The sequence below is a fragment of the Dickeya fangzhongdai genome (assembly GCF_002812485.1).
GTDB lineage: Bacteria > Pseudomonadota > Gammaproteobacteria > Enterobacterales > Enterobacteriaceae > Dickeya > Dickeya fangzhongdai.
This window is the reverse complement of record NZ_CP025003.1, coordinates 3,088,487-3,113,587: the sequence shown is the minus strand read 5'-3', so window position 1 is coordinate 3,113,587 and position 25,101 is coordinate 3,088,487. Positions and strand designations below refer to the sequence as shown.

Annotated in this window: 21 protein-coding genes; 16 read left to right on the top strand and 5 right to left on the bottom strand. The window is 57.0% G+C overall.

The window, feature by feature from the left end; genetic code table 11:
• Positions 1-20: 20 nt before the first annotated feature.
• Positions 21-836 (top strand): arylamine N-acetyltransferase family protein, encoded by an 816-nt coding sequence (locus tag CVE23_RS13760; RefSeq protein ID WP_100849761.1) that lies wholly within the window; start codon positions 21-23, stop codon positions 834-836.
• A 56-nt stretch (positions 837-892) separates the two neighbouring features.
• On the opposite strand, the gene yegD is transcribed toward CVE23_RS13760, so the two are convergent.
• The 3 genes from yegD to mfd form a co-directional block, all read right to left on the bottom strand.
• Positions 893-2,242, bottom strand: coding sequence for a molecular chaperone (yegD, locus tag CVE23_RS13755; RefSeq protein WP_100849760.1), 1,350 nt, complete (start codon positions 2,240-2,242; stop codon positions 893-895).
• 124 nt (positions 2,243-2,366) lie between these two features.
• Entirely contained in the window at positions 2,367-3,872 is a 1,506-nt protein-coding gene (locus tag CVE23_RS13750) for an EAL domain-containing protein (RefSeq protein WP_100849759.1), read from the bottom strand.
• 293 nt (positions 3,873-4,165) lie between these two features.
• A complete protein-coding gene (gene mfd / locus CVE23_RS13740) occupies positions 4,166-7,618 on the bottom strand; it encodes a transcription-repair coupling factor (protein ID WP_188726072.1) in 3,453 nt (1,150 codons plus the stop codon).
• 128 nt (positions 7,619-7,746) lie between these two features.
• On the opposite strand from mfd, the gene lolC reads away from it, so the two are divergent.
• The 5 genes from lolC (at position 7,747) to cobB (ending at position 12,800) form a co-directional block, all read left to right on the top strand.
• Positions 7,747-8,949, top strand: a complete 1,203-nt coding sequence (gene lolC / locus CVE23_RS13735; RefSeq protein WP_038668061.1) for a lipoprotein-releasing ABC transporter permease subunit LolC — start codon at positions 7,747-7,749, stop codon at positions 8,947-8,949.
• On the top strand, positions 8,942-9,649 hold the full coding sequence (lolD, locus tag CVE23_RS13730) for a lipoprotein-releasing ABC transporter ATP-binding protein LolD (protein ID WP_100849757.1): 708 nt from the start codon (positions 8,942-8,944) through the stop codon (positions 9,647-9,649). The genes lolC and lolD overlap by 8 nt, the downstream gene beginning before the upstream one ends.
• The gene (gene lolE / locus CVE23_RS13725) at positions 9,646-10,893 is read left to right on the top strand and encodes a lipoprotein-releasing ABC transporter permease subunit LolE (RefSeq protein ID WP_100849756.1); all 1,248 of its coding nucleotides are present in this window, start codon (positions 9,646-9,648) and stop codon (positions 10,891-10,893) included. The genes lolD and lolE overlap by 4 nt, the downstream gene beginning before the upstream one ends.
• A gap of 63 nt (positions 10,894-10,956) precedes the next feature.
• On the top strand, positions 10,957-11,889 hold the full coding sequence (nagK, locus tag CVE23_RS13720; RefSeq protein WP_100849755.1) for an N-acetylglucosamine kinase: 933 nt from the start codon (positions 10,957-10,959) through the stop codon (positions 11,887-11,889).
• A gap of 86 nt (positions 11,890-11,975) precedes the next feature.
• Entirely contained in the window at positions 11,976-12,800 is an 825-nt protein-coding gene (gene cobB / locus CVE23_RS13715) for a Sir2 family NAD+-dependent deacetylase (RefSeq protein ID WP_038919492.1), read from the top strand.
• On the opposite strand, the gene CVE23_RS13710 is transcribed toward cobB, so the two are convergent.
• The gene (locus CVE23_RS13710; RefSeq protein WP_049855087.1) at positions 12,792-13,046 is read right to left on the bottom strand and encodes a hypothetical protein; all 255 of its coding nucleotides are present in this window, start codon (positions 13,044-13,046) and stop codon (positions 12,792-12,794) included. The genes cobB and CVE23_RS13710 overlap by 9 nt on opposite strands.
• A 283-nt stretch (positions 13,047-13,329) precedes the next feature.
• On the opposite strand from CVE23_RS13710, the gene btuC reads away from it, so the two are divergent.
• The 10 genes from btuC (at position 13,330) to CVE23_RS13660 (ending at position 23,636) form a co-directional block, all read left to right on the top strand.
• Complete coding sequence (gene btuC, locus CVE23_RS13705) at positions 13,330-14,331, top strand: vitamin B12 ABC transporter permease BtuC (protein ID WP_100850472.1); 1,002 nt, start codon at positions 13,330-13,332, stop codon at positions 14,329-14,331.
• 58 nt (positions 14,332-14,389) lie between these two features.
• Positions 14,390-14,941 (top strand): glutathione peroxidase, encoded by a 552-nt coding sequence (locus tag CVE23_RS13700; RefSeq protein WP_100849754.1) that lies wholly within the window; start codon positions 14,390-14,392, stop codon positions 14,939-14,941.
• Between the two features lie 2 nt (positions 14,942-14,943).
• A complete protein-coding gene (btuD, locus tag CVE23_RS13695; RefSeq protein ID WP_100849753.1) occupies positions 14,944-15,714 on the top strand; it encodes a vitamin B12 ABC transporter ATP-binding protein BtuD in 771 nt (256 codons plus the stop codon).
• 251 nt (positions 15,715-15,965) lie between these two features.
• The gene (locus CVE23_RS13690; protein WP_038668077.1) at positions 15,966-16,430 is read left to right on the top strand and encodes an NlpC/P60 family protein; all 465 of its coding nucleotides are present in this window, start codon (positions 15,966-15,968) and stop codon (positions 16,428-16,430) included.
• A 46-nt stretch (positions 16,431-16,476) separates the two neighbouring features.
• A complete protein-coding gene (lplA, locus tag CVE23_RS13685) occupies positions 16,477-17,493 on the top strand; it encodes a lipoate--protein ligase (RefSeq protein ID WP_100849752.1) in 1,017 nt (338 codons plus the stop codon).
• 350 nt (positions 17,494-17,843) lie between these two features.
• Positions 17,844-18,578 carry an EAL domain-containing protein gene (locus tag CVE23_RS13680; RefSeq protein WP_100849751.1) on the top strand — a complete coding sequence of 245 codons (735 nt, stop codon included), beginning with the start codon at positions 17,844-17,846 and terminating at the stop codon, positions 18,576-18,578.
• 154 nt (positions 18,579-18,732) lie between these two features.
• A complete protein-coding gene (locus CVE23_RS13675; RefSeq protein WP_100849750.1) occupies positions 18,733-20,184 on the top strand; it encodes a protein adenylyltransferase SelO in 1,452 nt (483 codons plus the stop codon).
• A 308-nt stretch (positions 20,185-20,492) separates the two neighbouring features.
• Positions 20,493-22,181 carry a L,D-transpeptidase gene (ldtD, locus tag CVE23_RS13670; RefSeq protein WP_100849749.1) on the top strand — a complete coding sequence of 563 codons (1,689 nt, stop codon included), beginning with the start codon at positions 20,493-20,495 and terminating at the stop codon, positions 22,179-22,181.
• 202 nt (positions 22,182-22,383) lie between these two features.
• The gene (gene mepK, locus CVE23_RS13665) at positions 22,384-22,932 is read left to right on the top strand and encodes a peptidoglycan L,D-endopeptidase MepK (RefSeq protein ID WP_049855092.1); all 549 of its coding nucleotides are present in this window, start codon (positions 22,384-22,386) and stop codon (positions 22,930-22,932) included.
• A 65-nt stretch (positions 22,933-22,997) separates the two neighbouring features.
• A complete protein-coding gene (locus CVE23_RS13660) occupies positions 22,998-23,636 on the top strand; it encodes an MBL fold metallo-hydrolase (protein ID WP_038919484.1) in 639 nt (212 codons plus the stop codon).
• Between the two features lie 87 nt (positions 23,637-23,723).
• Here CVE23_RS13660 and CVE23_RS13655 read toward each other — a convergent pair whose 3' ends face one another.
• Entirely contained in the window at positions 23,724-24,914 is a 1,191-nt protein-coding gene (locus CVE23_RS13655) for an amino acid aminotransferase (RefSeq protein ID WP_100849748.1), read from the bottom strand.
• Positions 24,915-25,101: the final 187 nt, after the last annotated feature.

The window sequence follows — 25,101 nt, the reverse complement described above, 5'->3', positions numbered from 1 at the left end:
TTCAGGCACCGGGAAGACATATGCTGGATAATTCAGAAGTTCAACGCTATCTGCAACGTATTGGCGTCAGTTTATTGCCTGCGGAGCCAGCTTTACTGCTGCATCAGCTCCATCTTGCTCATCTTACGCATATTCCGTTTGAAAACCTGGATGTGGTGTTCGGGAAACCGATACGCCTGGACCCTTCCGCCATCTATCGCAAGATCGTTGATGAGCGACGCGGCGGGTTCTGCTACGAACTCAATTACGGATTTTATCTGCTGCTGAAGGCATTGGGGTTTGACGTGCAACTGCTGTCCGGTCAGGTGTGGAACGACGACGGTCATTACGGGCAGCCATTCGATCATCTGTTTCTGAAAGTCGAACTGCCGCAGGGGGCGGTGATCGCCGATATCAGTTTCGGCGATTCGTTCTGTGTGCCGGTGCCGTTGTCTGGCGCGGTGTCCCGCGAAGATCGGGTCAGCTATCGGGTGGCGGCCACGGATGACGGCTACCAGTTGCAGCAACTGACGGCGGGCCAGGCGTGGAAACCTCAGTACAAGTTTACGCCGCAACCCCGACAGTTGGAGGAGTACGCCGACATGGCGCATTACCACCAGACCTCGCCGTCGTCGCCTTTCACCAGCAAATCGCTTTGTACCCGCGTAACGCCGCAAGGGCGAGTGACGTTATCGGACAACCGTCTGATCGTGACCCGACATGGGCAGAAAAGCGAACGAAGGCTCGACAGCCATCGTGATTATCTGGACTGCCTGCAACAGCAATTCGGGATTGTGCTGACTGACGATTACGACAGCCAGCGCTGGTTTGAACGCCTCACGACAGCCGTGTCCTGAGGCGTTTGACGAACGGAATACCGTTTATCGGCACCGTGTTTTAACGGAATAATGTGTTAACGGAACAGTGTCTCGGCCCAGCGGGCCAGCCCGGCGGTGACGGAACCGAAGTCGTCGCCGCTGGCGATCGGCACATCGGGCAGACATTCGCTGATGGCGGCGCGCAGCAACGGCGAGCGGGCGCTGCCGCCGGTCAGGTAAATCACATCCGGTCGGGTCTGACTGTTTTTCTGGGCCTGAATGAGCTGCTGTTTGATGTGCTCCAGCGGCTGGGCGATCGCCTCTTCCAGTTGATTCACGCTGACGCGGGTTTCCAGATCCGGCGCGATAAACGGCAGGCTAGCTTGTGAGGTGTCGGCCTGCGACAAGGCGATTTTCTGCTCTTCCGCCAGCCGAACCAAACGGTAGCTGAGCCGCTGGCGCCATACCGTCAGCAGGCGCTCTACCCGGTCGGGTTCGCGCGCATCGCGGATCAAATCGCGCAGCAGCTTGCCGCAGGCGCTGCTGTAGAATTCCGCCTGCGCCGGCACGTCGTTGATGGCGACGGCGTTCCACCAGGGCAACACCGGCAGCGCGGTGCCTTTCTCGGTGATGCCGTTCATCCCCAGCAGCGGGCAGAACTGCCGAAACGCCAGCATGATGTCCAGATCGTTGCCGCCGACCCGACAGCCGCTGTGACCCAGCAGACTTTCCTCGCGTTCGCGGCGGGCGCGCCAGTCTGGCCCCATCAGCAGCATCGAACAGTCGGTGGTGCCGCCGCCGATATCCACGACCAGCACCCGTTTTTCCTGCTGCAGCGTGGCTTCGAAATCGAGGCCGGCGGCCACCGGTTCAAACTGGAACGCGACCTGCCGGAATCCGGCGCGTTGTGCCGCCCGTTCCAGAATGCCTTGTGCCTGACGGTTGGACTCTTCGCCGCCTATTCCCTGAAAGTTGATCGGCCGGCCAATCACCGCCTGCTCGATCGGCTGGTCGAGCTGTTGCTCGGCCTGCTGGCGAATGTGCAGCATCATGGTGCAGACCAGATCTTCAAACAGCGCTATTTGCTGGGCTTTCAGCCCGGTGGCGCCGAGAAACGACTTGGGCGATTTCACGAACCACACGTCTTGCGGGTCATCCATGTAATGCGCCAGCGCCGCCAGCCCGAACCTGACGCTGTCCGGCTGAACCCGAATATCTTCCTCACTGTTGTGGTTGATGGCGCGTTGCAGCAGTTGGGCGTTTTCACCTTCCGCCGTGACCTGATGATGCCGCCACAGCCATTCGCTGACCGCCTCGCGGCTGGGCGCGCACAGCATCGACTGCAAATAGGGAGACTGTTGCTCCAGCCGCAGCAAGCGCGGCGTCCCGTTTTCCATTACGGCCAGCGAGCAGTTGGCCGTACCATAGTCAAAGCCGACAAACATTGTTTTTTTATCCCCATGCCAGTAGAGAAGGGGCGGGAATTTACCGCTTGTCTCCGAGCTTGTAAAGACGGAGGGACGGATAAACCGTGTTTATCGTCAGACGTCGGTGAAGCGACACGCTGGCTCAGCGTTTGCTGAGCCAGGTTCGCGCCAGTTCGTCAAACGGCAGCGGTCGGGAGAAGAAATATCCCTGCATGAAATTGATCTGTTTGCGAGATAGAAACGCGGCCTGATATTCGGTTTCCACCCCTTCGGCGACGGTCATCAGGTTCATCTGTTGCGCCAGATCGATAACGCAGTTGACCAGCGTGCTGGATTGCGGATCGTCCTCGTCGATCATGCTGACAAACGACTGATCGATCTTGATGACGTTCACATGCAGTTTTCTGAGATAGTCAAAATTGGAATAGCCGGTGCCGAAATCGTCCAGCGCGATCAGCACGCCGGCGTCGCTTAGTTTTTTGAAGAAGGCGATAGTCTCCGGTGTAATTTCGATTTTTTCCCGCTCGGTAATTTCAATGATCAAATGCACTTTTTTCTCGCCAAAAGCGGCGATGAAGTTCTGACAGTCGGTAATAAAATCGTCGGACTGGCAGTGTTGGGCGCTGATATTGATGCCGATATGCAAATGGTCCGGCAGGGTGTCGAGATGGGATGTTAAATCGCGCACTACGCTGCTCATTAACGAGCGGGTCATCGGGATAATCAAACCGCTTTGTTCACACAGCGGAATAAAAATATCGGGGGAAATAAAACCGCTCTTCGGGTGATGCCAGCGCGCCAGCACTTCCACACCGTAAATTTCCTGTGATTCGGTGGCGATAACCGGCTGGTAATAGGGCAGCACTTCCTGATTTTCGATGGCGCGTCGAATGCCGTCATAAGGCGAGTTGAAACGTGTCGAATATTTATAAGCCAGAAAACCGGAGCCGAGGGCAATCAGGAACACCACCAGCAACGTCATTTTTTCCTGATTCCAAAAGTCGGCAAGAGAATATTTGTCGTCGTGGGGAAAAAGGATGGAAAAGTGGTAGCGGCTGGAAGGGATAATGACAAAATTACGCGAATCGTCGAGGTTAAATGCCGATACCTTATTATCACGCGATATCCAGGTATTGCCGACCAGTAAATACAGGTCCCGCCGCTTGCTGAGTAGATCCAGCACGTTGGTTAAATGCTGGCCATGTATCGCCACGCCGATGCTGCCGTCCGCCGTGGTGCCGAGATACATAATCAGCGTCCTTTCCGGCGTGACGGAGTTGCCGGCCAGCAGCGCCAGTTCCCGCATATGAAAGCGTCCCAGCGACGCCGGGCGATTATCCACGCCATACAGCGACGAACAGTACACCACATCATTTTTTATCAGGCTGACGGTACGCAGATGGCTGGCGATCGCCGCCGTCATATTCAACTGTCGGATGACGTCAGGCGTGCAGGACTGAGCCAGTAGCGGTTTGCTGTCTTCCACCGCATCTTTAGCTTCGTCGAGGATATCTTCGATATTTTTGACCGCCCTTTCCGCGTTGGCGTAAGCGCTCTTACGCTCAGCACGATAGTCCTGGTAGTAAATAGCACATAAGCCCACGGCGAACATCGCTAAAAAGGTCAAAAAAGCGATTAGTTTATTCATTTGTGTGTGGCCCTTTAGCTGACCTTATAGTTTTTCTATACCCGTTACATTTTAAGTTGCAGGTGTGTTGGCTTTATTACTCGGCCCTCCCTGGACCTTGCCTCTGCGGGGCTACTGCACGCTGCGTTCAACTCTGCTTACTGTTGAGTTGTCGTTCCCCCGTCACTGATTTGAATAAGCGCCTGGGGGTTCGCGCGGTTGCCGCCTTCCTGCAACTCGAATTACTTGGGTATATATCGGCGGTTATTCCTTTGATTTTAGTCGGGCCATCACAAATTAGGGCAGAAAAATAATCAGGCGGCACACGTATGCTGTGCCATCTCCTCCAACAGGGTGGTGATAAACGTCAGCCGTTGCGGATATCCATTCAGATCCTTGATGAATTTCAACCGGCTGGGGCCATCCAGACGATAAACTTTTGGGTCGCGCTGCAGCAGGCCGATCAGATGGGTGGGATCGACGCGATTATGCTGGCTGAATTCGACAAAACCGCCCTTGTCGTTACCTTCGATACGCTTGATGCCCAGTATTTGCGCCTGCTGACGCAAACCGGCTACCTGCAACAGATGGCGGGCGGCGTCCGGCAGTTTGCCGAAACGGTCGATCAGTTCCGCCTTCAGGTCATCCAGTTCGTTGTCGTTTTTGGCGCTGGCGATACGCTTGTAAAACGACAAGCGGGTATTGACGTCCGGAATGAAGTCGTCCGGCAACAGGGCCGGCAAACGCAGTTCCACGTCGGTCTGGCTGCTGATCAAGTCCTCCAGCGATGGCTCTCGTCCAGCTTTGAGCGACTCCACCGCACTTTCCAGCAGGTCCATGTATAGCGAGAAGCCGACGCTTTCCATCTGGCCGCTCTGGTCTTCGCCGAGCAGTTCGCCCGCGCCGCGAATTTCCAAATCGTGGGTGGCGAGGGCGAAACCCGCCCCCAGATCTTCCAGCGAGGCGATGGCTTCCAGCCGTTTGTGGGCGTCGCTGCTCATCGCCTTGGGATTCGGCGTAAGCAGGTAAGCGTAAGCCTGATGGTGAGATCGCCCGACGCGGCCGCGCAGCTGATGCAACTGCGCCAGACCGAAGTGGTCGGCGCGTTCGATGATGATGGTATTGGCGCTCGGAATATCGATGCCGGTCTCAATGATGGTGGTGCATACCAGCACATTGAAACGCTGGTGATGGAAATCGTTCATCACCCGCTCCAGATCGCGCTCGCGCATCTGGCCGTGGCCGATGGTGATACGGGCTTCCGGCACCAGCTCGTTCAGCCGTTGGGCGGCTTTCTCGATGTTTTCTACGTCGTTGTAGAGGTAGTACACCTGCCCGCCGCGCAGGATTTCACGCAGGATAGCCTCACGCACCACCAGACTATCGTACTCGCGCACAAAGGTTTTGACCGCCAGACGGCGTGCCGGCGGCGTGGCGATGATCGACAGATCGCGGATGCCGCTCATCGCCATGTTCAGGGTACGCGGAATCGGCGTCGCGGTGAGCGTCAGGATATCGACGTTGGCGCGCATCGCCTTGATCCGCTCTTTGTGGCGCACGCCGAACCGGTGCTCTTCATCGACGATCAGCAAGCCCAAATCCCGCCAGCGCACATCGCTTTGCAGTAATTTATGGGTGCCGATCAAAATATCCACCTTGCCTTCCAGCGTCTGCTCCAGCACCTGGGTTTGTTCTTTCTGGCTACGGAAGCGGGACAGCATTTCAATACGCACCGGCCAGTTGGCGAAACGGTCGCGGAAATTGTCGAAGTGCTGCTGAGCCAGCAGGGTGGTCGGCACCAGCACCGCCACCTGCTTGTGGTTTTCCACCGCCAGAAACGCGGCGCGCATCGCGACTTCGGTTTTGCCGAAGCCGACGTCGCCGCACACCAGCCGGTCCATCGCCAGCGGGCGGCACATATCGCTCAGCACGGCGTTGATGGCCTGCGCCTGATCCGGCGTGGTATCAAACGGGAATCCCTGACAGAACAGCTGATACTGTTCCCGATCGTGTTTGAAGGCGAAGCCGGTGTGAGCGGCGCGCTGGGCATAGACATCCAGCAGTTCGGCGGCCACGTCACGCACTTTTTCCGCCGCTTTCTGCCGCGCCCGCGTCCAGGCGTCGCCGCCCAGCTTGTGCAACGGCGCGCTGTCCTCGGCGCCGCCGGCATAGCGGCTGATAAGATGCAAAGACGATACCGGCACATACAGTTTGTCTTCGCCGGCGTAATGCAGAATCAGGTATTCCGCCTTGATGCCGCCCGCTTCCAGCGTGGTCAGCCCGGCATAACGGCCGACGCCGTGTTCGAGGTGCACCACCGGCTGGCCCGGGCGCAATTCCGCCAGGTTGCGGATCAGGGTATCGGTGTTGATGGTGCGGCGGCTGTCCTGGCGGCGACGGCTGACGCGCTCGCCCAGCAGATCGCTTTCGCAGATCAGGGTGCGCTGGCGCAGGGTATCAATAAAGCCGTGCTCGCTGGCGCCTATCATCAGGTAGCAACCCGGCGACGCCGTCTGCTCCAGGCTCTTCACCGGCGCAGGGGACAGCTTGATACGGGACAGCAACTCCTGCAACGTTTCCCGGCGACCCTCGCTTTCCACGGAAAAGACAATCTGCCCGCCGAACTGCTCCACGAAACGGCGCAGCGCATCCAGCGGCGATTTATTCTGGTGCTGGATAGCCAGATCCGGCAGCGGCTGGTAACCCAGATTGATATTGGCGGCTTTATCCGGCAGCGTGTCGCTGCGCAGTTGTACGCGCGGCCATTGTTTGAGTTCGCCAAACAGCGAATCAACCGGCAACCACAGCGTATCCGGCGGCAACAGCGGGCGCATTGGGTCGACCCGGCGGCTGTCATGGCGCTGCTGGATATCCTGCCAGAAACGCTCGGCGCCTTGCTGAATATCGCCGGTATTAACCAGCAGCGTATCGGCCGGCAGATAGCTGAACAGCGCCGGCAACGGCTGACTGAAGAACAGCGGCTGCCAGTATTCGATCCCGGCGGGCAGGGTGCCTTTGCTCACCTGCTGATAGACGTGCTCGGCGTCGCGCCTGACCTCAAATTGCTCGCGCCACTGGCTGCGAAACAGCTCAATGGCGGTTTTGTCGGTAGGGAACTCGCGTGCCGGCAACAGATGAATGTGTTCGACTTCATTCAGCGTGCGTTGGGTATCGGCGTCAAACAGGCGCAGGCTGTCGATTTCATCGTCGAAGAAATCGATACGGAACGGCTCTTCGCTGCCCATCGGAAACAGGTCGAGCAGCGCGCCGCGGGTGGCGAACTCGCCATGCTCCATCACCTGATCGACGCTGCGGTAACCGGCCTGTTCCAATTGATTGCGCAGCCTATCGCGCGACAGACGCTGGCCTTTTTTCAGCATCAGCGCATGGCCGTGCAGGAACGCGTGCGGACACACTTTCTGCATCAGGGTATTGACCGGCAGGATCAACACGCCGCGCGTCAGCGAGGGTAACTGGTACAGCGTGGATAAACGGGCGGAGATAATTTCCTGGTGGGGCGAGAAACTGTCGTACGGAAGGGTTTCCCAATCCGGCAGCATCATGACCGGCTGAGCGGTAAACTGCCGAATTTCGTCGCGCAACCGCAGGGCATTCTGCATGTCAGGGGTAATCAGCACCACCAGTCCGGCGTGACGTTCAACGATCTCGGCGCATTCGACGGCGCAGGCTGCGCCGGTAAGCTGACCTAACAGGCGTTGTTCACCCGCTTTGCCAGGCAAGGTATAGCGATATTGTTCAGGCATCATCCGATTATCAGGTCTCGATATCCACTAAGAAAAAGTCGGGAAGAGAGAGGGTTAGGGTTCCATAAAGTGGTACTACCCTTTATTATCCTTGTTCACTTTGCTTTAGCAACCTCATCCAGACGGATTTCATGTATCAACCTGTCGCACTTTTCATCGGCCTGCGCTACATGCGAGGGCGGGCCGCGGACCGCTTCGGGCGGTTTGTTTCCTGGTTGTCCGCTATTGGCATCACCCTCGGCGTGATGGCGCTGGTCACCGTGCTGTCGGTGATGAACGGCTTTGAGCGGGAACTGGAAAACAGCATTCTGGGGCTGATGCCTCAGGCCATCATCACCACGCCGCAAGGCTCCCTTGATCCGCAGACGCTGCCGTCTTCTTCGCTGTCCAGCCTGAAAGGCATCAGCCGTGTCGCGCCGCTGACGACCGGCGACGTGGTGCTGCAAAGCGCCCGCAGCGTGGCGGTGGGCGTGATGCTCGGCGTTAACCCCGACGAGCAGGAGCCGCTGGCGAACTACCTGGTCAATACCCGTTTGCAGCAACTGCAGCCGGGGCAGTATCAGGTGATTCTCGGCGAGCGGTTGGCCAGTCAGCTTGGCGTTAAGCCGGGCGACCAGTTACGGCTGATGGTCACCAGCGCCAGCCAACTGACGCCGATGGGGCGCGTGCCCAGCCAGCGTTTGTTTACCGTGGCCGGCACCTTTTCCGCCCGCAGCGAAGTGGATGGCTATCAGTTGCTGGTCAATCAGCAGGACGCCTCACGCCTGATGCGCTACCCGCTCGGCAACATTACTGGTTGGCGGCTGTGGCTCAATCAGCCGCTGGCGGTGGACACGCTCAGCCAGCAGGCGTTGCCGCCGGGGACGGCGTGGAAAGACTGGCGCGAACGCAAAGGCGAGCTGTTCCAGGCGGTGAGGATGGAGAAAAACATGATGGGGCTGCTGCTAAGCCTGATTGTGGCCGTCGCCGCGTTCAATATCATTACCTCGTTGGGCTTGCTGGTGATGGAAAAACAGGGCGAGGTCGCTATTTTGCAGACGCAGGGGCTGACCCGCCGCCAGATTATGGCGGTATTTATGGTACAGGGCGGCGGCGCCGGTGTGATGGGGGCGCTGGTCGGGGCGATACTGGGTATGGTGCTGGCCAGTCAGCTCAATACACTGATGCCGATGCTCGGGCTGCTGATTGACGGCGGCGCGCTGCCGGTGCAGATCCTGCCGGCGCAGGTGATCGCCATTGCGCTGGTGGCGATGCTGCTGGCGCTGCTTTCCACGCTTTATCCTTCCTGGCGCGCGGCCGCCACCCATCCCGCAGAGGCTTTACGTTATGAGTAATTCACCTTTATTGCAGTGTCGTCAGCTGTGTAAACGCTATCAGGAAGGCAACCTGTCCACCGATGTGCTGCGTGATGTGTCATTCGAGATGCAGACTGGCGAAATGATGGCGATCGTCGGCAGTTCCGGCTCGGGCAAGAGTACGTTGTTGCATTTGCTGGGCGGGCTGGATGCGCCGACGTCCGGCGACGTGATATTTCAGGGCCAGGCGCTGAACCAGCTGTCGGCCGCCGCCAAAGCGGCGATACGCAACCGCGAGCTGGGTTTCATCTATCAGTTTCATCACCTGCTGCCGGACTTCACCGCGCTGGAAAACGTGGCGATGCCGCTGTTGATAGGCAATGTGGCGCCGAAAGAGGCGAAAGAGAAGGCGCAGGCCATGCTAGCCGCCGTTGGTCTGGCTCAGCGCAGTCAGCACCGCTCTTCAGAACTGTCCGGCGGCGAGCGTCAGCGGGTGGCGATTGCGCGCGCGCTGGTCAATAGCCCGTCGCTGGTGCTGGCGGACGAACCTACCGGCAACCTCGATCAACGCACTACCGACGCCATTTTCGAATTGCTGGGTGAGCTGAATGTGCGTCAGGGCACCGCTTTTCTGGTGGTGACCCATGACCTGCGTTTAGCCAGCCGCCTTGGCCGTCAGCTGGAAATGCGCGACGGTCAGTTGCAGCAGGAATTGACCCTGATGGGGGCGCCGCAATGACCTTTCCTCCGCTTTCGCTGCTGGTTGGATTGCGCTTCAGCCGTGGGCGCCGCCGCAGCGGCATGGTGTCGCTGATTTCGGTGATTTCCACCCTGGGCATTGCGCTCGGCGTGGCGGTGCTGATCGTCGGTCTGAGCGCGATGAACGGCTTCGAGCGCGAGCTAAACAACCGTATTCTGGCCGTGGTGCCGCATGGCGAAATCGAAGCGGTCAACCAGCCGTTCCGGGACTGGCAACCGCTGTTGCCGAAGATTGAACGTGTTCCCGGCGTCGCCGCCGCGGCGCCTTACGTCAGTTTTACCGGTTTGCTGGAAAACGGCGCTAGCCTGAAGGCGATCCAGTTCAAAGGCGTGGATCCCGAACAGGAATTGAAACTTAGCGCCTTGCCGCAGTTCGTGCAGGATAACGCCTGGTCGCGTTTTCATGCCAGCGCGCAGCAAGTCATTATCGGCAAGGGCGTGGCGGATACGCTGGGCGTGAAAAACGGCGACTGGGTAACCGTGATGATTCCCAATAGCGACCCGCAGATGAAACTGCTGCAGCCGAAACGCATTCGGTTGCAGGTGGCCGGTATTTTGCAGCTAAGCGGCCAACTGGATCACAGCCTGGCGCTGGTGCCGCTGGCCGATGCTCAGCAGTATCTGGAGCTGGGCGACGGCATCACCGGTATCGCCATCAAGGCGCAGGATGTGTTTGCCGCTCAGAAGCTGGTGCGTGACGCCGGCGAAGCCATCAATGTCTATGTGTATATTCGCAGTTGGATCGGCACTTACGGCTATATGTACCGCGATATTCAAATGGTCCGCACCATCATGTACCTGGCGATGGTGCTGGTCATCGGCGTGGCCTGCTTCAATATCGTTTCCACGCTGGTGATGGCGGTGAAAGACAAAAGCGGAGATATTGCCGTATTACGGACGCTGGGAGCGGGCGATGGGCTGATCCGCGCCATTTTTGTCTGGTACGGTCTGTTGGCCGGACTGCTCGGCAGCGTGGTGGGTACGGTCTTGGGGATTGTCGTCACGCTGCAACTGACCCCGATCATTCGCGGTCTTGAGGCGCTTACCGGCCATCGTTTTCTGTCCGGCGATATTTATTTCATCGATTTTCTGCCGTCGGAGCTGCATATGATGGATGTGATTATCGTGCTGGCCACTTCGCTGGTGCTGAGCCTGATTGCCAGCTGGTATCCGGCCCGCCGCGCCAGCCGCATCGACCCGGCCCGGATATTGAGCGGCCAGTAAACCCGCGCGTCACTGCGCGAGCGCAGTGGCGGCGTCATGCTGTCTGAAGCTGAGGGAGCGTCCATGTATTACGGTTTTGACATCGGAGGCACCAAGATCGAGCTGGCGGTGTTTGACGCCGATCTGCAGCGTATCTGGCAAAAACGGATTCCCACTCCCCGGGACGATTATGATCTTCTGCTGCGCACCCTGCTGACCCTGACTGAAGAAGCCGATGCGTTTGTCGGCGGGCGTGGATTGGTCGGCGTGGGGGTGCCCGGAATGGAGAATGCCGACGATGGTACCCTGTTCGCCGCGAATCTGCCCGCCGCCCTGGGGCGGCCGTTGCGCGCCGATCTCAGCCGATTGCTGCAACGCGAGGTTCGGCTCAGCAACGACGCCAACTGTTTTGCGCTTTCGGAAGCCTGGGACGAGGCGTTTCGCTCCTATCCGGTGGTGCTGGGGATTATTCTCGGCACCGGCATGGGCGGCGGTCTGGTGGTCAATGGGCAGGTGGTGGACGGGAAGAATGGCATCGCCGGCGAATTCGGTCATTTTCGTTTGCCGGTTGACGCATTGGATATTCTCGGTGAGACGATCCCGCGCGTAAAATGCGGCTGCGGTCGCGTCGGTTGTGTGGAAAACTACCTCTCCGGGCGTGGGTTCGAATGGTTATATGCGCATTTCAACCAGCGTATGCTGTCGGCGCCGGAAATTATTGCGGCGTTCTACGCCGGCGATCCAGAGGCGCAGGCGCATGTGGATCGCTATCTGGCGTTGCTGGCGGTGTGTCTCGGCAATCTGCTGACGCTGGTTGACCCGCATCTGGTGGTGCTGGGCGGCGGCTTGTCGAATTTTGACGAGATTTATCGCCAGTTGCCGCAGCGATTGCCGGGCAGCCTGTTGCCGGTGGCCCGCGTGCCGCGTATTGAAAAAGCCCGTTATGGCGATGCGGGCGGCGTGCGCGGCGCAGCATTGCTACACTTGATGGGTCAGCCGACGCCGCGTCAGTCCTAATGACGGGCACGACTGACAATCCCGCTGTCAGGGCGGACGCAGAGCGTATTAGTCGATGCGCTCTCAAGACAATCTAAGGAGCAGACATGCACTCGCGTCAGCGATTACACCGTTTTCGGCAGCGAAAGCGTCTCCGTCATCAGCGTTTGTGTGCCCGCATTTTTCATCTTGATTATCTGGTGGTCAAAAACGTGAATAAACCACGTGTTGTTGTCCTTACCGGAGCAGGGATTTCTGCCGAATCCGGTATTCGCACGTTTCGTGCCTCGGATGGACTGTGGGAAGAGCATCGGGTGGAGGATGTCGCCACCCCGGAAGGGTTTCATCGCGATCCGCAAACGGTTCAGAATTTTTACAACCAGCGTCGCCGCCAGTTACAACAGCCGGAGATTGCGCCCAACGCCGCGCATCTGGCGCTGGCGGAACTGGAAGCGGCGCTTGGCGATCATTTTCTGCTGGTAACCCAGAACATTGACAATCTGCATGAGCGCGCCGGCAGCAAGCGCATCATCCACATGCATGGCGAGCTGTTGAAAGTGCGTTGCAGCCAGAGCGGGCAGGTCTTTGAGTGGACGGGCGACGTTTCCGTGGATGAGCGTTGCCACTGCTGCCAGTTTCCGGCGCCGTTGCGTCCGCACGTGGTGTGGTTCGGTGAAATGCCGCTGGAGATGGAACGCATTTATCATGCGTTGTCGCAAGCAGACCTGTTTGTTGCCATCGGTACCTCGGGCAACGTCTATCCGGCCGCCGGCTTTGTGCACGAAGCACAGGTACACGGCGCTCATACCGTGGAACTGAACCTGGAGCCCAGCCAGGTGCAGAGCCAGTTCGACGAACATATCTATGGTCCTGCCAGCAAAGTGGTGGCGGAATTCGTTCGCACCTGGCTGGCGCGACACCCGTCAGCCTGAACCTGATGACTTGCCCGCCCAGCGCGGGCGTATGGCGCTGGGCATGGGGTCGTTCAGCGGCGGATGTTCCTGCATCAGCGCATCACGGCGGGCGCGCAGGCACTCTTCAATCTGGTCGAATGGCAGGTTGGCTTCGTGGTTGTAGAAGCTGTATTCGCATTCGACGCAGTTGCCGGATGGCTCGGTCTGCCGGCTTTCGTTTTTTCGCCGGCCGCGATACAGCGTGCGCCAAAGGGATGTCAGCATAATTTACCCCGCAGAATGACTGGTTGATGATGATCTAACAGATGTGTTGATAATGACCTATAGATATAAAGGTAGCCGAGATTGCGGCGATTAAAAAACAATCAATCTGGATAAGATAATCACATCTCATACAATGCGGCGGGGGAATGGGTCATGATCCCTGGCGGCATACTTTGCGAGCCGCTTTCCATTCCCTGGCGAAAATTCACGGCATCAGCTTGATATCACTGCGGATATGCGCATCATGATTGCCATTATCCGATTTTTCATTGCAGGCGACCCCATGCAGTCAACCCCGGTGCGTTATACCCAACTGAAACAGCAGCAGCGCAGGCGAGATCGCCAACGGCTGTTGGGGTTATGGCTGTTGCTGGCGGTCGGCGTGGCGATAAGCCTGTGCGCCGGCGAGCGCTGGATTGGGCCGGCGCACTGGCTGGATTCGGACTCATCGTTGTTTATCTGGCAGCTCAGATTGCCGCGCACGCTGGCGGTGATGCTGGTCGGAGCGGGGTTGGCGATGGGCGGCGCGGTGATGCAGGCGGTGTTCGATAATCCGCTGGCCGAACCGGGGTTGCTCGGCGTATCCAGCGGCGCAGGCGTGGCGCTGGTGCTGGCGGTGCTGATAGGACAAGGGATGCTGCCGGTCTGGAGCCTCAGCCTGTGCGCCATCGCGGGCGCGCTGCTGGTGACACTGATGTTGCTGCGTTTTTCCCGCGCCGGGGTGTCCAACGCGCGCCTGCTGCTGGTCGGGGTGGCGCTGAGCATTATCTGCAACGCGCTGATGACCTGGGTTGTCTATTTCAGCACCAGCCTCGATTTGCGCCAGCTGATGTACTGGATGATGGGGGGATTCAGCGGGGTCGACTGGCGTTACGGCGGATTGATGTTGCTGATGCTGCCGTTGCTGGCCTGGCTGGCGCGTTGCGGCGGGGTGCTCAATCAACTGGCGCTGGGCGAGCTGGCCGCTCGGCAGTTGGGGGTCGCGGTATTTTACTGGCGCAATGTGCTGGTGTTGGCGATGGGCGCGCTGGTGGGCATCAGCGTAGCGCTGGCTGGAGTGATCGGCTTTGTCGGGTTGGTCATCCCGCATATTTTGCGCTTGTGCGGGCTGACCGATCAGCGCTATCTATTAACCGGGTGCGGGCTGGCTGGCGCCGTTGTGCTGATGCTGGCGGATACGCTGGCGCGCACGTTGCTGGCGACGGCGGAGCTGCCGGTTGGCGTAGTCACCGCCACGTTGGGAGCGCCCTGGTTTATCTGGCTGCTGCTGCGCCATCAGGCGTGATCCCCGCAATGATGAACAGGCCGGCGGGCAAGCCGGTGTGACGAAAAAGGAACAGACGATGAGCAATACGCTATACGCAATTCCCCTGCAAACTATCGATGGCCGTCAGGCATCGCTGGAAAACTGGCGCAACAACGTGCTGCTGGTGGTCAACGTTGCCTCGCAGTGCGGGCTGACCAAGCAATATGAAGCGCTGGAGAATCTGTATGAAACCTATCGTGACCGCGGGTTTGCGGTACTGGGGTTTCCCTCCAACGAATTTGCCGGGCAGGAGCCGGGCAGCAATGAAGAGATACACGCGTTTTGTCGCGGGACGTTCGGCGTACAGTTCCCGATGTTTGGCAAAATTGATGTCAACGGGAGCGGGCGCCATCCGTTGTATCAGGCGTTGATTCAGGTGCAACCGGAGGCGCTGCGGCCGCAGGGTAGTGAATTTTACGAGCGCCGCGTCAGCAAAGGGCAGGCGCCGGCTCATCCGGGCGATATCCTGTGGAACTTCGAAAAATTTCTGATCAATCGCCGTGGCGAGGTGATAGCGCGTTTCTCGCCGGATATGACGCCGGATGACGGCGCGATTATCAAAGCTATTGAGCAGGCGCTGGCGCAGTAACGGTGTCTGCCCAACCGCTGCTGTACCTGCACAACGTTAGCGTCGCCGGACGTTTGTCATCGGTGGCGGTGCGTTGCCGCCCGGGCGAACTGGTGCACATTATTGGCCCCAATGGCGCGGGTAAGAGCACGCTGCTGGCGTTAATGGCCGGATTACAGCCGGGGGACGGCGAGACGCTGCTGTTGGGGCAGGCGATTGCCGACTGGTCGGCGCGCGATCTGGCGAGGGTACGCGCCTACCTGCCGCAACACCATAGCGCACTGGCGTTGATGCCGGTGTTCCAGTACCTGCAGTTGCACCAGCCGTCGCGTTGCGATGCTGAAAGCGTGGATAAGGTGGTGGAGCAGTTGGCCGAGCGATTGTCGCTGACGGATAAACTACGTCGTCCGCTGGCCCGGCTTTCCGGCGGCGAATGGCAACGGGTCAGATTGGCGGCGGTGCTGCTGCAAGTCTGGCCGACGCTCAATCCTTCAGCCCGGTTATTGTTGCTGGATGAACCGGCCGCCAGTCTGGATATCGCCCAGCGTGTGGCGCTGGATTCATTGCTGGCAGAGCTGTGCCGGGCCGGGATTGCGGTCATCGCGTCGGGCCACGACCTGAACCATACCCTGCATCATGCCGACCGGGTATGGCTGATGTCGCGTGGCGGGCTGATGGCGCAAGGGGCGGTCGCTGATGTGATGCAGCCGGAAACGCTGTCCCCGGTATTTGGGGTGGCGTTTACGCGTTATGCGCTGGACGGCCGCCACTGGATGCTGGCGCAGCAGGAATGACGGCATCGGGGGGAAGCCCCGATGCCAGGCCGATATGGTTTCCGGCTGGTTCGTGGGTGACGCCAGGCAAAATGTTCTTCGTAACGCGCTGTCACAACAGAAAAATTCTCTGTTTTCGGCCGATTAATGCCCGGGCGCAAATGATAATATGACGTAATTCGGTTTTTGTGGGTGTTCTTCACCAACAACTGTTCTTCATCAACAACTGTTCTTCGTCAACAGTTATTCCCCGTCAACAGCGAGCACGATGCATGAAGTTCTGGAGATTCTGGTTAATACTGATGGCGCTGTTTCTGGCTGGATGCAGCAGCCACGTTCCGCAGAGTACTCGCCTGGGCGATGCCGGCGAGGTGCGGGCGCAGTTGCACGCCCAACTGGCAAAGTGGCGTGGCACGCCATATCGCTATGGCGGGCTGGATCAGAACGGCATCGATTGTTCCGGTTTTGTTTATCTGACGTTTCGTGACCGGTTCGGCTTGACGCTGCCGCGCTCGACGGAGGAGCAGACTGAAGTCGGCACTCGCGTCGATCGTGACGCATTACTGCCGGGCGACCTGGTCTTTTTCCGTACCGGCAGCGGCGAAAATGGGCTGCATGTCGGCATCTACGACAACAATGATCAGTTTATTCATGCCTCCACCAGCCGTGGCGTTATGCGATCGTCGCTGAACAACGTTTACTGGAAACGGGCCTATTGGCAGGCCCGTCGCATCTGATTTTCCGACCGCCCGGCGGCGGTCAACTGCTATTCGGAGTTTCGCCATGCCTGCACTGCGTTTGCTGATTTCCGACTCTGTCGATCCCTGGTTCAATCTGGCGGTGGAGGAGTGCATTTTCCGGCAGATGCCGACCACGCAGCGGGTACTGTTTTTATGGCGCAATGCGGAAACCGTGGTGATCGGTCGGGCGCAGAACCCGTGGAAAGAATGTAATACCCGGCGCATGGAGCAGGATGGCATCAAACTGGCGCGGCGCAGTAGTGGCGGCGGGGCGGTATTCCACGATCTCGGCAATACCTGTTTTACCTTCATGGCGGGCAAACCCGGCTATGACAAGAGCGTTTCCACCGGCATTATCCTGCAGGCGCTGGCAATGTGCGGGGTGACGGCGCAGGCATCAGGGCGCAACGACCTGGTGGTTGAAACTGCGGATGGCGTGAGAAAGATTTCCGGTTCCGCCTATCGGGAAAGCGCCGATCGCGGTTTTCATCATGGGACGTTATTGCTGGCGGCCAACCTTTCCCGTCTGGCCGATTACCTCAATCCGGATGTTAAGAAATTGCAAGCCAAAGGCATTGCATCGGTACGTTCGCGGGTGGCTAATCTGGCGGAGTTGTTGCCGGGGATTAGCCATGAGACGATTTGCGATGCCGTTACGCAGGCATTTTTCGAACATTATCAAACCCGGTGCCAACCGGAGATTATCTCACCTGACGTTTTACCGGATCTGCCAGGGTTCGCTGAATTGTTCGCGCGCCAGAGCAGTTGGGCGTGGAATTTTGGTCAGGCGCCGGAATTTACCCATATGCTGGATACCCGTTTTGACTGGGGTGGCGTGGAACTGCATTTCGACGTGGAGCGTGGCGTCATCAGCCGTTGTCAGCTCTTTACCGATAGCCTCAATCCCACTCCGCTGGAAGCGCTGGCGGAGCGGCTGGAAGGGGTGTCATACCGTCCGGATGCGCTGGTGGCTGTTGGCGAGCGGCTGGCGGAGGATTTTCCCCAACAGCATAACGAAATAAACGCATTGATTGTCTGGTTATCGGAAAGTATTCGTTAATAATTTGAAATGGGTATTAGGGCTTTGTCTGAAAAATGAAAAACGGATTGTTTTTCGATACCACCGAATTATAGATTAGTGTCGGTTCTGGTAGTAACCAAATGGGTATTCGCGTGAAGAAAAGGATTGAGATTATTTATCATATCTTCTTACGGGTATTTAGGCGTACGATTGTTGAATCGGAATAATAGCTGCTGAATCAGCATAATATTATGTGCCCCGTTTGAGTATCATAGTTAATAATCTTTAATGTTTCTGGAGTGGTAGCAGCGAATAGGATTCAGGTCAGGCATGCATTGTCTGGCTGCCCGTTACGGCGGGTTTAACCTTTTTAATCTGGCTATAACACTATGCGTATCCAGCTTGAAGTTGACTATGTCAGTCAGTATCTTTTCTCTCCGATTTATCATCTGGATTCACGGTTGCTGGCGCTAGAGATGATCGGACGTTTCCAGAGCACGGCAGGAAGTCTGTCCATGCCACAGGATATCTTACTGGGCATGCTGAACCATCGGCAGAAGCGAACCTTGCTGAGAGAGCAACTGGCAATCCTGAAGGATAAATCAACCTGGTTTATCAATAACCGGGTGACTGTTCTGCTGAAGATCGATCATACATTGACGGAGTTTCTGGTTAATGACGAGTCGCTGGGCCAGGAGTTTCGCGCGCTGCCTTTTTTGCAGCTTGAAATTAATGAGAGTTTTCCTGATATATCCCGTGGGCGGGATAATTCTCAACTGACTAAATTAAGCCAGTCTTTCCATTTATGGCTGGATAATTTCGGTTCCGGAAAAATGAATCTGAAGCCATTTTATGATGGTATGGTTGCCAGTGTGAAAATGGACGCCGCGTTTATCAATAAATTATTAACCCGACCCGCGTCTGTTTCTATTATTAATCCGATGTTGCAGGTGATGAAAAAACATTGCCCCTCGCTGAAAGTCGTGGCGAAAGGGATTGATAATATAGCCAGTTTTGAAAAAATATGTGAGCTTGACGTCAACGCTGTCCAGGGACAATTATGGCCGAGCTTGCCGCCGGAAGCGTTGGATAATGCGCTGATGCCGGTTGCCTGTTACGGTTAGCCAATGCGGGCGTCCGGCTGCGGCTGGCGCCTGCTGCCTGTAGGCCATACGCTATCTATATTATTTGTTAATGTTTCCATACGGCTAATATCCCTGTATTTATTCCGTGTTAATTCTCCTGCCGCGGTTCTACACTGACGGAAAAGGGGGAATTATGTCGCATCACCTTCTGTTTAATAACCATTATCACCAGCAACTACCGGGGTTTTACACCGAGCTGACGCCCACGCCATTGCAGGGTGCGCGTTTGCTATATCATAACGCCACGCTTGCTCAGGAACTGGGGTTATCGGACGACTGGTTTGACGGCGACAACCGCCGAATCTGGACCGGAGAACGGCTGTTGCCGGGCATGGCGCCGCTGGCTCAGGTGTACAGCGGTCATCAGTTCGGGGGCTGGGCCGGGCAGTTGGGTGATGGACGCGGCATCCTGCTCGGACAACAGCAACTGGCGGATGGACGTACACAAGACTGGCATCTTAAAGGCGCGGGATTGACCCCCTATTCACGCATGGGCGACGGCCGGGCGGTATTGCGCTCGGTGGTGCGCGAATTTCTGGCGTCGGAAGCGCTACACCATCTCGGCATTCCCACTACGCGTGCGCTGACTATCGTCAGCAGCGACCATCCGGTACAGCGTGAGCAGGAAGAGCGGGGGGCGATGCTATTGCGAGTGGCGGATAGCCATGTCCGTTTCGGTCACTTCGAACATTTCTATTACCGCCGCGAACAGGAAAAGGTGCGTCAGCTGGCGGAGTATGTCATCGCATGCCATTGGCCGCAGTGGCAGCAGGAAACCGATCGCTATTACCTGTGGTTCAGCGATGTTGTGGAACGCACTGCGCGATTGATTGCTCACTGGCAGGCCGTTGGCTTTGCCCACGGTGTGATGAATACCGACAATATGTCCATTCTTGGCCTCACCATCGACTACGGCCCGTACGGTTTTATGGACGATTATCAGCCCGGCTACATCTGTAACCATTCGGACCATCAGGGGCGTTACGCATTCGATAATCAGCCGGCGGTGGCGTTGTGGAACCTGCACCGCCTGGCGCAGTCGCTATCGGGGTTGATGTCCAGCGATATCCTGCAACGGGCGTTGGATCGCTATGAACCCGCGTTGATGCAACGTTTCGGCGAACTGATGCGCGCCAAACTCGGTTTTGATACGCCGCAGGCGCAGGATAACGAATTGCTGGTGGGGCTGTTGAAGCTGATGCAGCGCGAGCAGGCGGACTATACCCACATTTTTCGACTATTGTCGGAAACAGAACGGCACAGCAGCCACTCACCGTTACAGGACGTGTTTATCGATCGCCCGGTATTTGACGATTGGTTCAGTACGTACCGTCAGCGGCTGGCGCTGGAAAGCGTTGACGACGCGGAGCGCCAGCGTCGGATGAAGCAGGCCAATCCGCGTTATGTGTTACGCAATTATCTGGCTCAGCAGGCGATAGAACAGGCGGAGCGGGAGGATATCGGCTTACTCGGGCGTTTGCACCGGGCGTTGCGTCAACCCTATGCGGAGCAGCCGGACATGGCCGATCTGGCCGCGTTGCCGCCGACATGGGGCAAGCATCTGGAGATTTCCTGTTCCAGCTAAAATACGTGGCCTCGGTAGGCGAGTCTGATGGGGAACGATAAGATAACTGACTGTATGATGGTCAGAATTAGGGGAGTAACTGGCTTATTATTTCCCATGCCACGCCGTAAAATCAGTATAAACTAGGGAGTACCCCGCCATTATTCGTGACGCGGTTTGCCCGTCAGGGCGAACTATTCCGAGCGCCACGGCGGTTTGTTGCAACGGATATATCGGTTGCGAAAAATAATTGGCTAACAGAAACAGGCCGGTTGCGAAAAACGCAGTGTGATAAAAGCAGTGTCATTTTATGTACAGGGGATAAATGGATGTTGTTAGTCAAACGAAATACACAAAGACTGCTTCTGGGGGTAGCCAGCTCGATTTGGCTGGGTAGTCTGTTGACTTCGTTTTCCGCTCAGGCGGCTTCGCCGATTGCACCGGGCAGTGCAGTGTCATCGGCCGCGTCAAAAAGTCATACCTCTGTTACCGCTGGTTTGCCCGCCGGTATTTCACCTCATTATCTTGGCGAATTGACCGCGCTTTATACGCGCCAGCACATGCAACCGATGTGGAGCGACAGCCACGTCGTCAAAGCGTTTCAGCAGCAACTGGCGGAAGTCGCGCTTTCCGGTATTCAACCGCAATTCACTACCTGGGTCACCTGGCTGACCGACCCGAAATTAAACGGTTTTGCCCGTGATGTGGTGCTGTCGGACGCCATGCTCGGGTACATGCAGTTTGTCGCCGGGGTGGAGAAAAACGGCAACAGCTGGTTGTACAGCAGTGTTCCCTATAAGTTGGCTATGCCATCGGCGGAGATGATTGAGCAGTGGCAGCGGGCGGTTGCATCGGGCAACGGGCTGGCGTTTATTGCATCGCTGGCGCCTCGTCATTCCCAGTATGCAAAAATGCACGACGCGTTGAAAAACATGCTGACGGACAACCGTCCCTGGCCGAAACTTATACTGGCGGACTCATTGCGTCCCGGCGATGAAAGCAACGCGTTACCGGTTTTAAAAGAGATTCTGCTGCGAACCGGCATGTTGAATCAGGATGGTGCCGCGATGCCGCTGTTTAATGAGGCGTCATCAGGTGATACATCGCCGCTGCGTTATGACGGAGCGGTTGTGGATGCGGTGAAACGCTTCCAGCACTCGCAAGGGCTGCAGGATGACGGCGTGATTGGTAAACGAACCCGCGACTGGCTCAATGTCTCTTCGCAGATGCGCGCTACGTTGCTGGCGTTGAATATCCAGCGCCTGCGGCTGGTGCCGGACAAGGTCAGCAGCGGCATCGTGGTCAATATTCCCAACTACTCGCTCAGTTACTATCAGAATGGCGCGGAGATTTTGTCGTCAAAGGTGATTGTCGGTCAGCCTAAACGCAAGACGCCGCTGATGAACAGTTCGCTGAGCAATGTGGTGATGAATCCGCCGTGGAACGTGCCTACCACGCTTACCCGTCAGGACATCATTCCTAAGGTGATTCAGGACCCGGGGTATCTGCAGCGCCACGGTTATACCGTACTGTCAGACTGGACCGAAAGCGCTCAGCCGATTGATCCTTCGATGATCGATTGGCCGATGGTTTCGGCCAGCAACTTCCCGTACCGCCTGCGTCAGGCGCCGGGGGACAGCAATTCGCTGGGGCGTTATAAGTTCAATATGCCGAATACGGACGCCATCTACCTGCATGATACGCCTAACCATAATTTGTTTCAGAGAGATATCCGGGCGCTGAGTTCGGGATGTGTGCGTGTTAACAAGGCATCGGAATTGGCGGCACTGTTATTGCAGGATGCCGGCTGGAACAATGCCCGTATTTCGTCAACCCTTGAGCAGGGCAACACCACTTATGTGGCGGTGCGCCAAAGAGTACCGGTGAATTTTTACTACCTGACTGCCTGGGTGGCTGATGATGGCAAACCGCAGTTCCGCACAGATATTTACAATTATGATGATACGGTGAAAACCGGCGCGCTGGCTTTGTCTAAGGTTGGATTATTATTACAGTAAGTATCCGTAATGCGGGCAATTCTCGGGTTGCGTCCACGGGCGTTGTCAGGCGAAAAGCGGTGGGACCTCGCGCCAGAGTTGGCGTAAAGCCGGTTGACGCTCCTGCCGCAGGCAGTTAAGGTGCGAAGCGGTGCATTTTTTACGTACCGCTTCACCTGTTGTTCTTCTCTTCGCTTTTTTTAGCCCAGGGTACTCAAGCTTTATGGAACACATTGATAATCATCGACGCAAATGGCTGGCGCTCGGCGGCGCGGCGTTAGGAATAGCACTGCTACCGGGTCAATCGCTGGCTTCGTTATCTACGGCTCGTCCGCGCATTCTTACGCTGAACAATATCAATACCGGTGAGCGCCTCAAAGTCGAATTCTTCGATGGTCGTCGTTATAACAAAGAAGAGTTATCCCGGTTAAACCATTTCTTCCGCGATTATCGGGCGAACAAGGTCAAAACCATCGACCCGGCGCTGTTTGATCAGCTATACCGCCTGCAAGTCATGTTGGGTTCTGCCAAGCCGGTACAGCTGATCTCGGGTTATCGTTCTTACAGCACCAATGAGGATTTACGGTCGCACAGTAAGGGCGTGGCAAAACAGAGCTATCACACCCAGGGAAAAGCCATGGACTTCCATATCGAAGGGGTCCAACTGGCTAATATTCGAAAAGCCGCGTTGAAAATGCGTGCCGGCGGCGTTGGCTATTACCCGCAGAGCAATTTTGTGCACATTGATACCGGCGCGGTTCGCACCTGGTAACATGAATCACTGAGTGGGCGAAGTCGGCATTCCCTTGAACAAGGATTGAAGTAAAACGGAGCGGTATGAAGTACCAGATTATTCCAGTCACAGCTTTTAGCCAGAATTGCACGCTGTTATGGTGTGAAAAAACGTTGCAGGCCGCCATTGTTGATCCCGGCGGCGAAGCAGACAAAATCAAGCAGGTTGTGGCGCAGACCGGCGTGACGGTGACGCAGATTCTGTTGACGCATGGTCATCTGGACCATGTGGGTGCCGCGGCGGCGCTGGCTGAACATTTTCAGGTGCCGATCGTTGGCCCGCAACAGGCAGACGCCTTCTGGCTCGACGGGCTACCCGCCCAGAGTCGGATGTTTGGTTTGAATGATTGTCCGCCGCTGGTGCCGACCCGCTGGCTGGAGGAAGGCGATACCGTCGCCATTGGCGAATCGGTATTATCGGTTCTGCACTGCCCGGGGCACACGCCGGGTCATGTGGTATTCATCGATGAACAGGCGCGTTTTGCACAGGTTGGCGATGTGATTTTTCGTGGCGGAGTAGGGCGTAGTGACTTCCCACAAGGGAACCACCAGGCGCTGGTGGATTCCATCCGCAACAAGTTGTTCCCGCTGGGCGATGATATCGCTTTCATTCCGGGTCACGGACCCATGTCCACATTTGGTGAAGAGCGCCGTACTAACCCGTTTGTGCGCGATACTGACTGATTCCCATTGTATTGGGCAATAAAGAGGCCAGCATATTTGCTGGCCTCTTTGTCTGCATGCGCCCTTTAAAAAGGGCGGCAAGTATCATTACAGCACTGCAACGATGGCTTCGCACAGCGGCGCCATATTTTCCGGTGTCATGCCCGCCACGTTGATTCGGCCGGAGTTCACTGCGTAAATCCCAAATTCGTTGCGCAGACGCAGCACCTGATCCTTGCTCAGTCCACTGAAAGAGAACATGCCATTCTGATTGATGATAAAGGAGAAATCCTGATTGGCGCCTTTTTCCTGCAGCGTACTGACGAACAGGTGACGCATGCGCTGAATACGTTCACGCATTGCCGTCAGTTCCTGTTCCCAGATGTTACGCAGCGACTCGTTGGCGAGCACCGTCGCCACAACCGCCGCACCGTGTGACGGTGGGTTGGAATAGTTGGCGCGGATCGCCGCCTTGACCTGGCTGAATGCGGTGTCGACAGTAGCGGTATCTGCCGCCACGATAGTGCAGGCGCCGACACGCTCGTTGTACAAGCCAAAGTTCTTGGAGTAAGAACTGGCGACGATTAATTCTTTGTGTTTGGCGGCAAAAATGCGCAACCCTTCGGCGTCTTCATCCAGACCACGGGCAAAACCCTGATAGGCGAAGTCAAACAACGGCAGCCAGCCTTTTTCCAGCGCCAGATCGGCCAACTGCGCCCACTGCGCTTGTGTTGGGTCGATGCCGGTGGGGTTATGACAACAGCCATGGAACAGCACAACATCGCCGGCCTGAGCCGCATTGAGGCTGGTCAGCATACCGTCGAAATCCAGCGCGTGGTTAACCGCATCGTAGTAAGTGTAATCACAGACTTCGAGGCCGACGGCAGTGAAAATATTTTTGTGGTTCGGCCAGCTCGGGTTACTGACCCAGATACGCTTGGCGCTGGTCTGGTTGGCAATGAAGTCTGCGGCGACACGCAGGCCACCGGTGCCGCCCGGCGTTTGTGCGGTGCGTGCTCGTTTATTCGCAATGATCTCGCTCTGCTTACTGAACAACAGTTCCTGAGTGCAACGGGCAAATTCCGGTATGCCATCGATACTCAGGTAGTTTTTGGTGGTTTCTGTTTCCAGCAACAGCTGTTCCGCTTTTTTAACACTGGTGAGTACCGGCGTCTTACCTGTTTCGTCTTTATAGACACCAATCCCCAGATTGATTTTATGAGGACGCTCGTCAGCGCGAAACAGGTCGGCCAGCCCAAGAATCGGGTCGGCAGGTGCGGCAGAGATTTTTTCAAACATTGCGAAGTAATCCATGACAGAGAGTAAACAGAAATAGCAGGTTAACGCCAGCGCCCGGCTTTGCCAACCGTTTGCATCAAAAGAAACGGAAATAATGGCGGGAAGGAATGTGGTGGTATAAATACCCAGTAGAGAAGAAGCAGACGAGATACCGCAGAAATAATAAAGCCAGGAACATGTCCTGGCT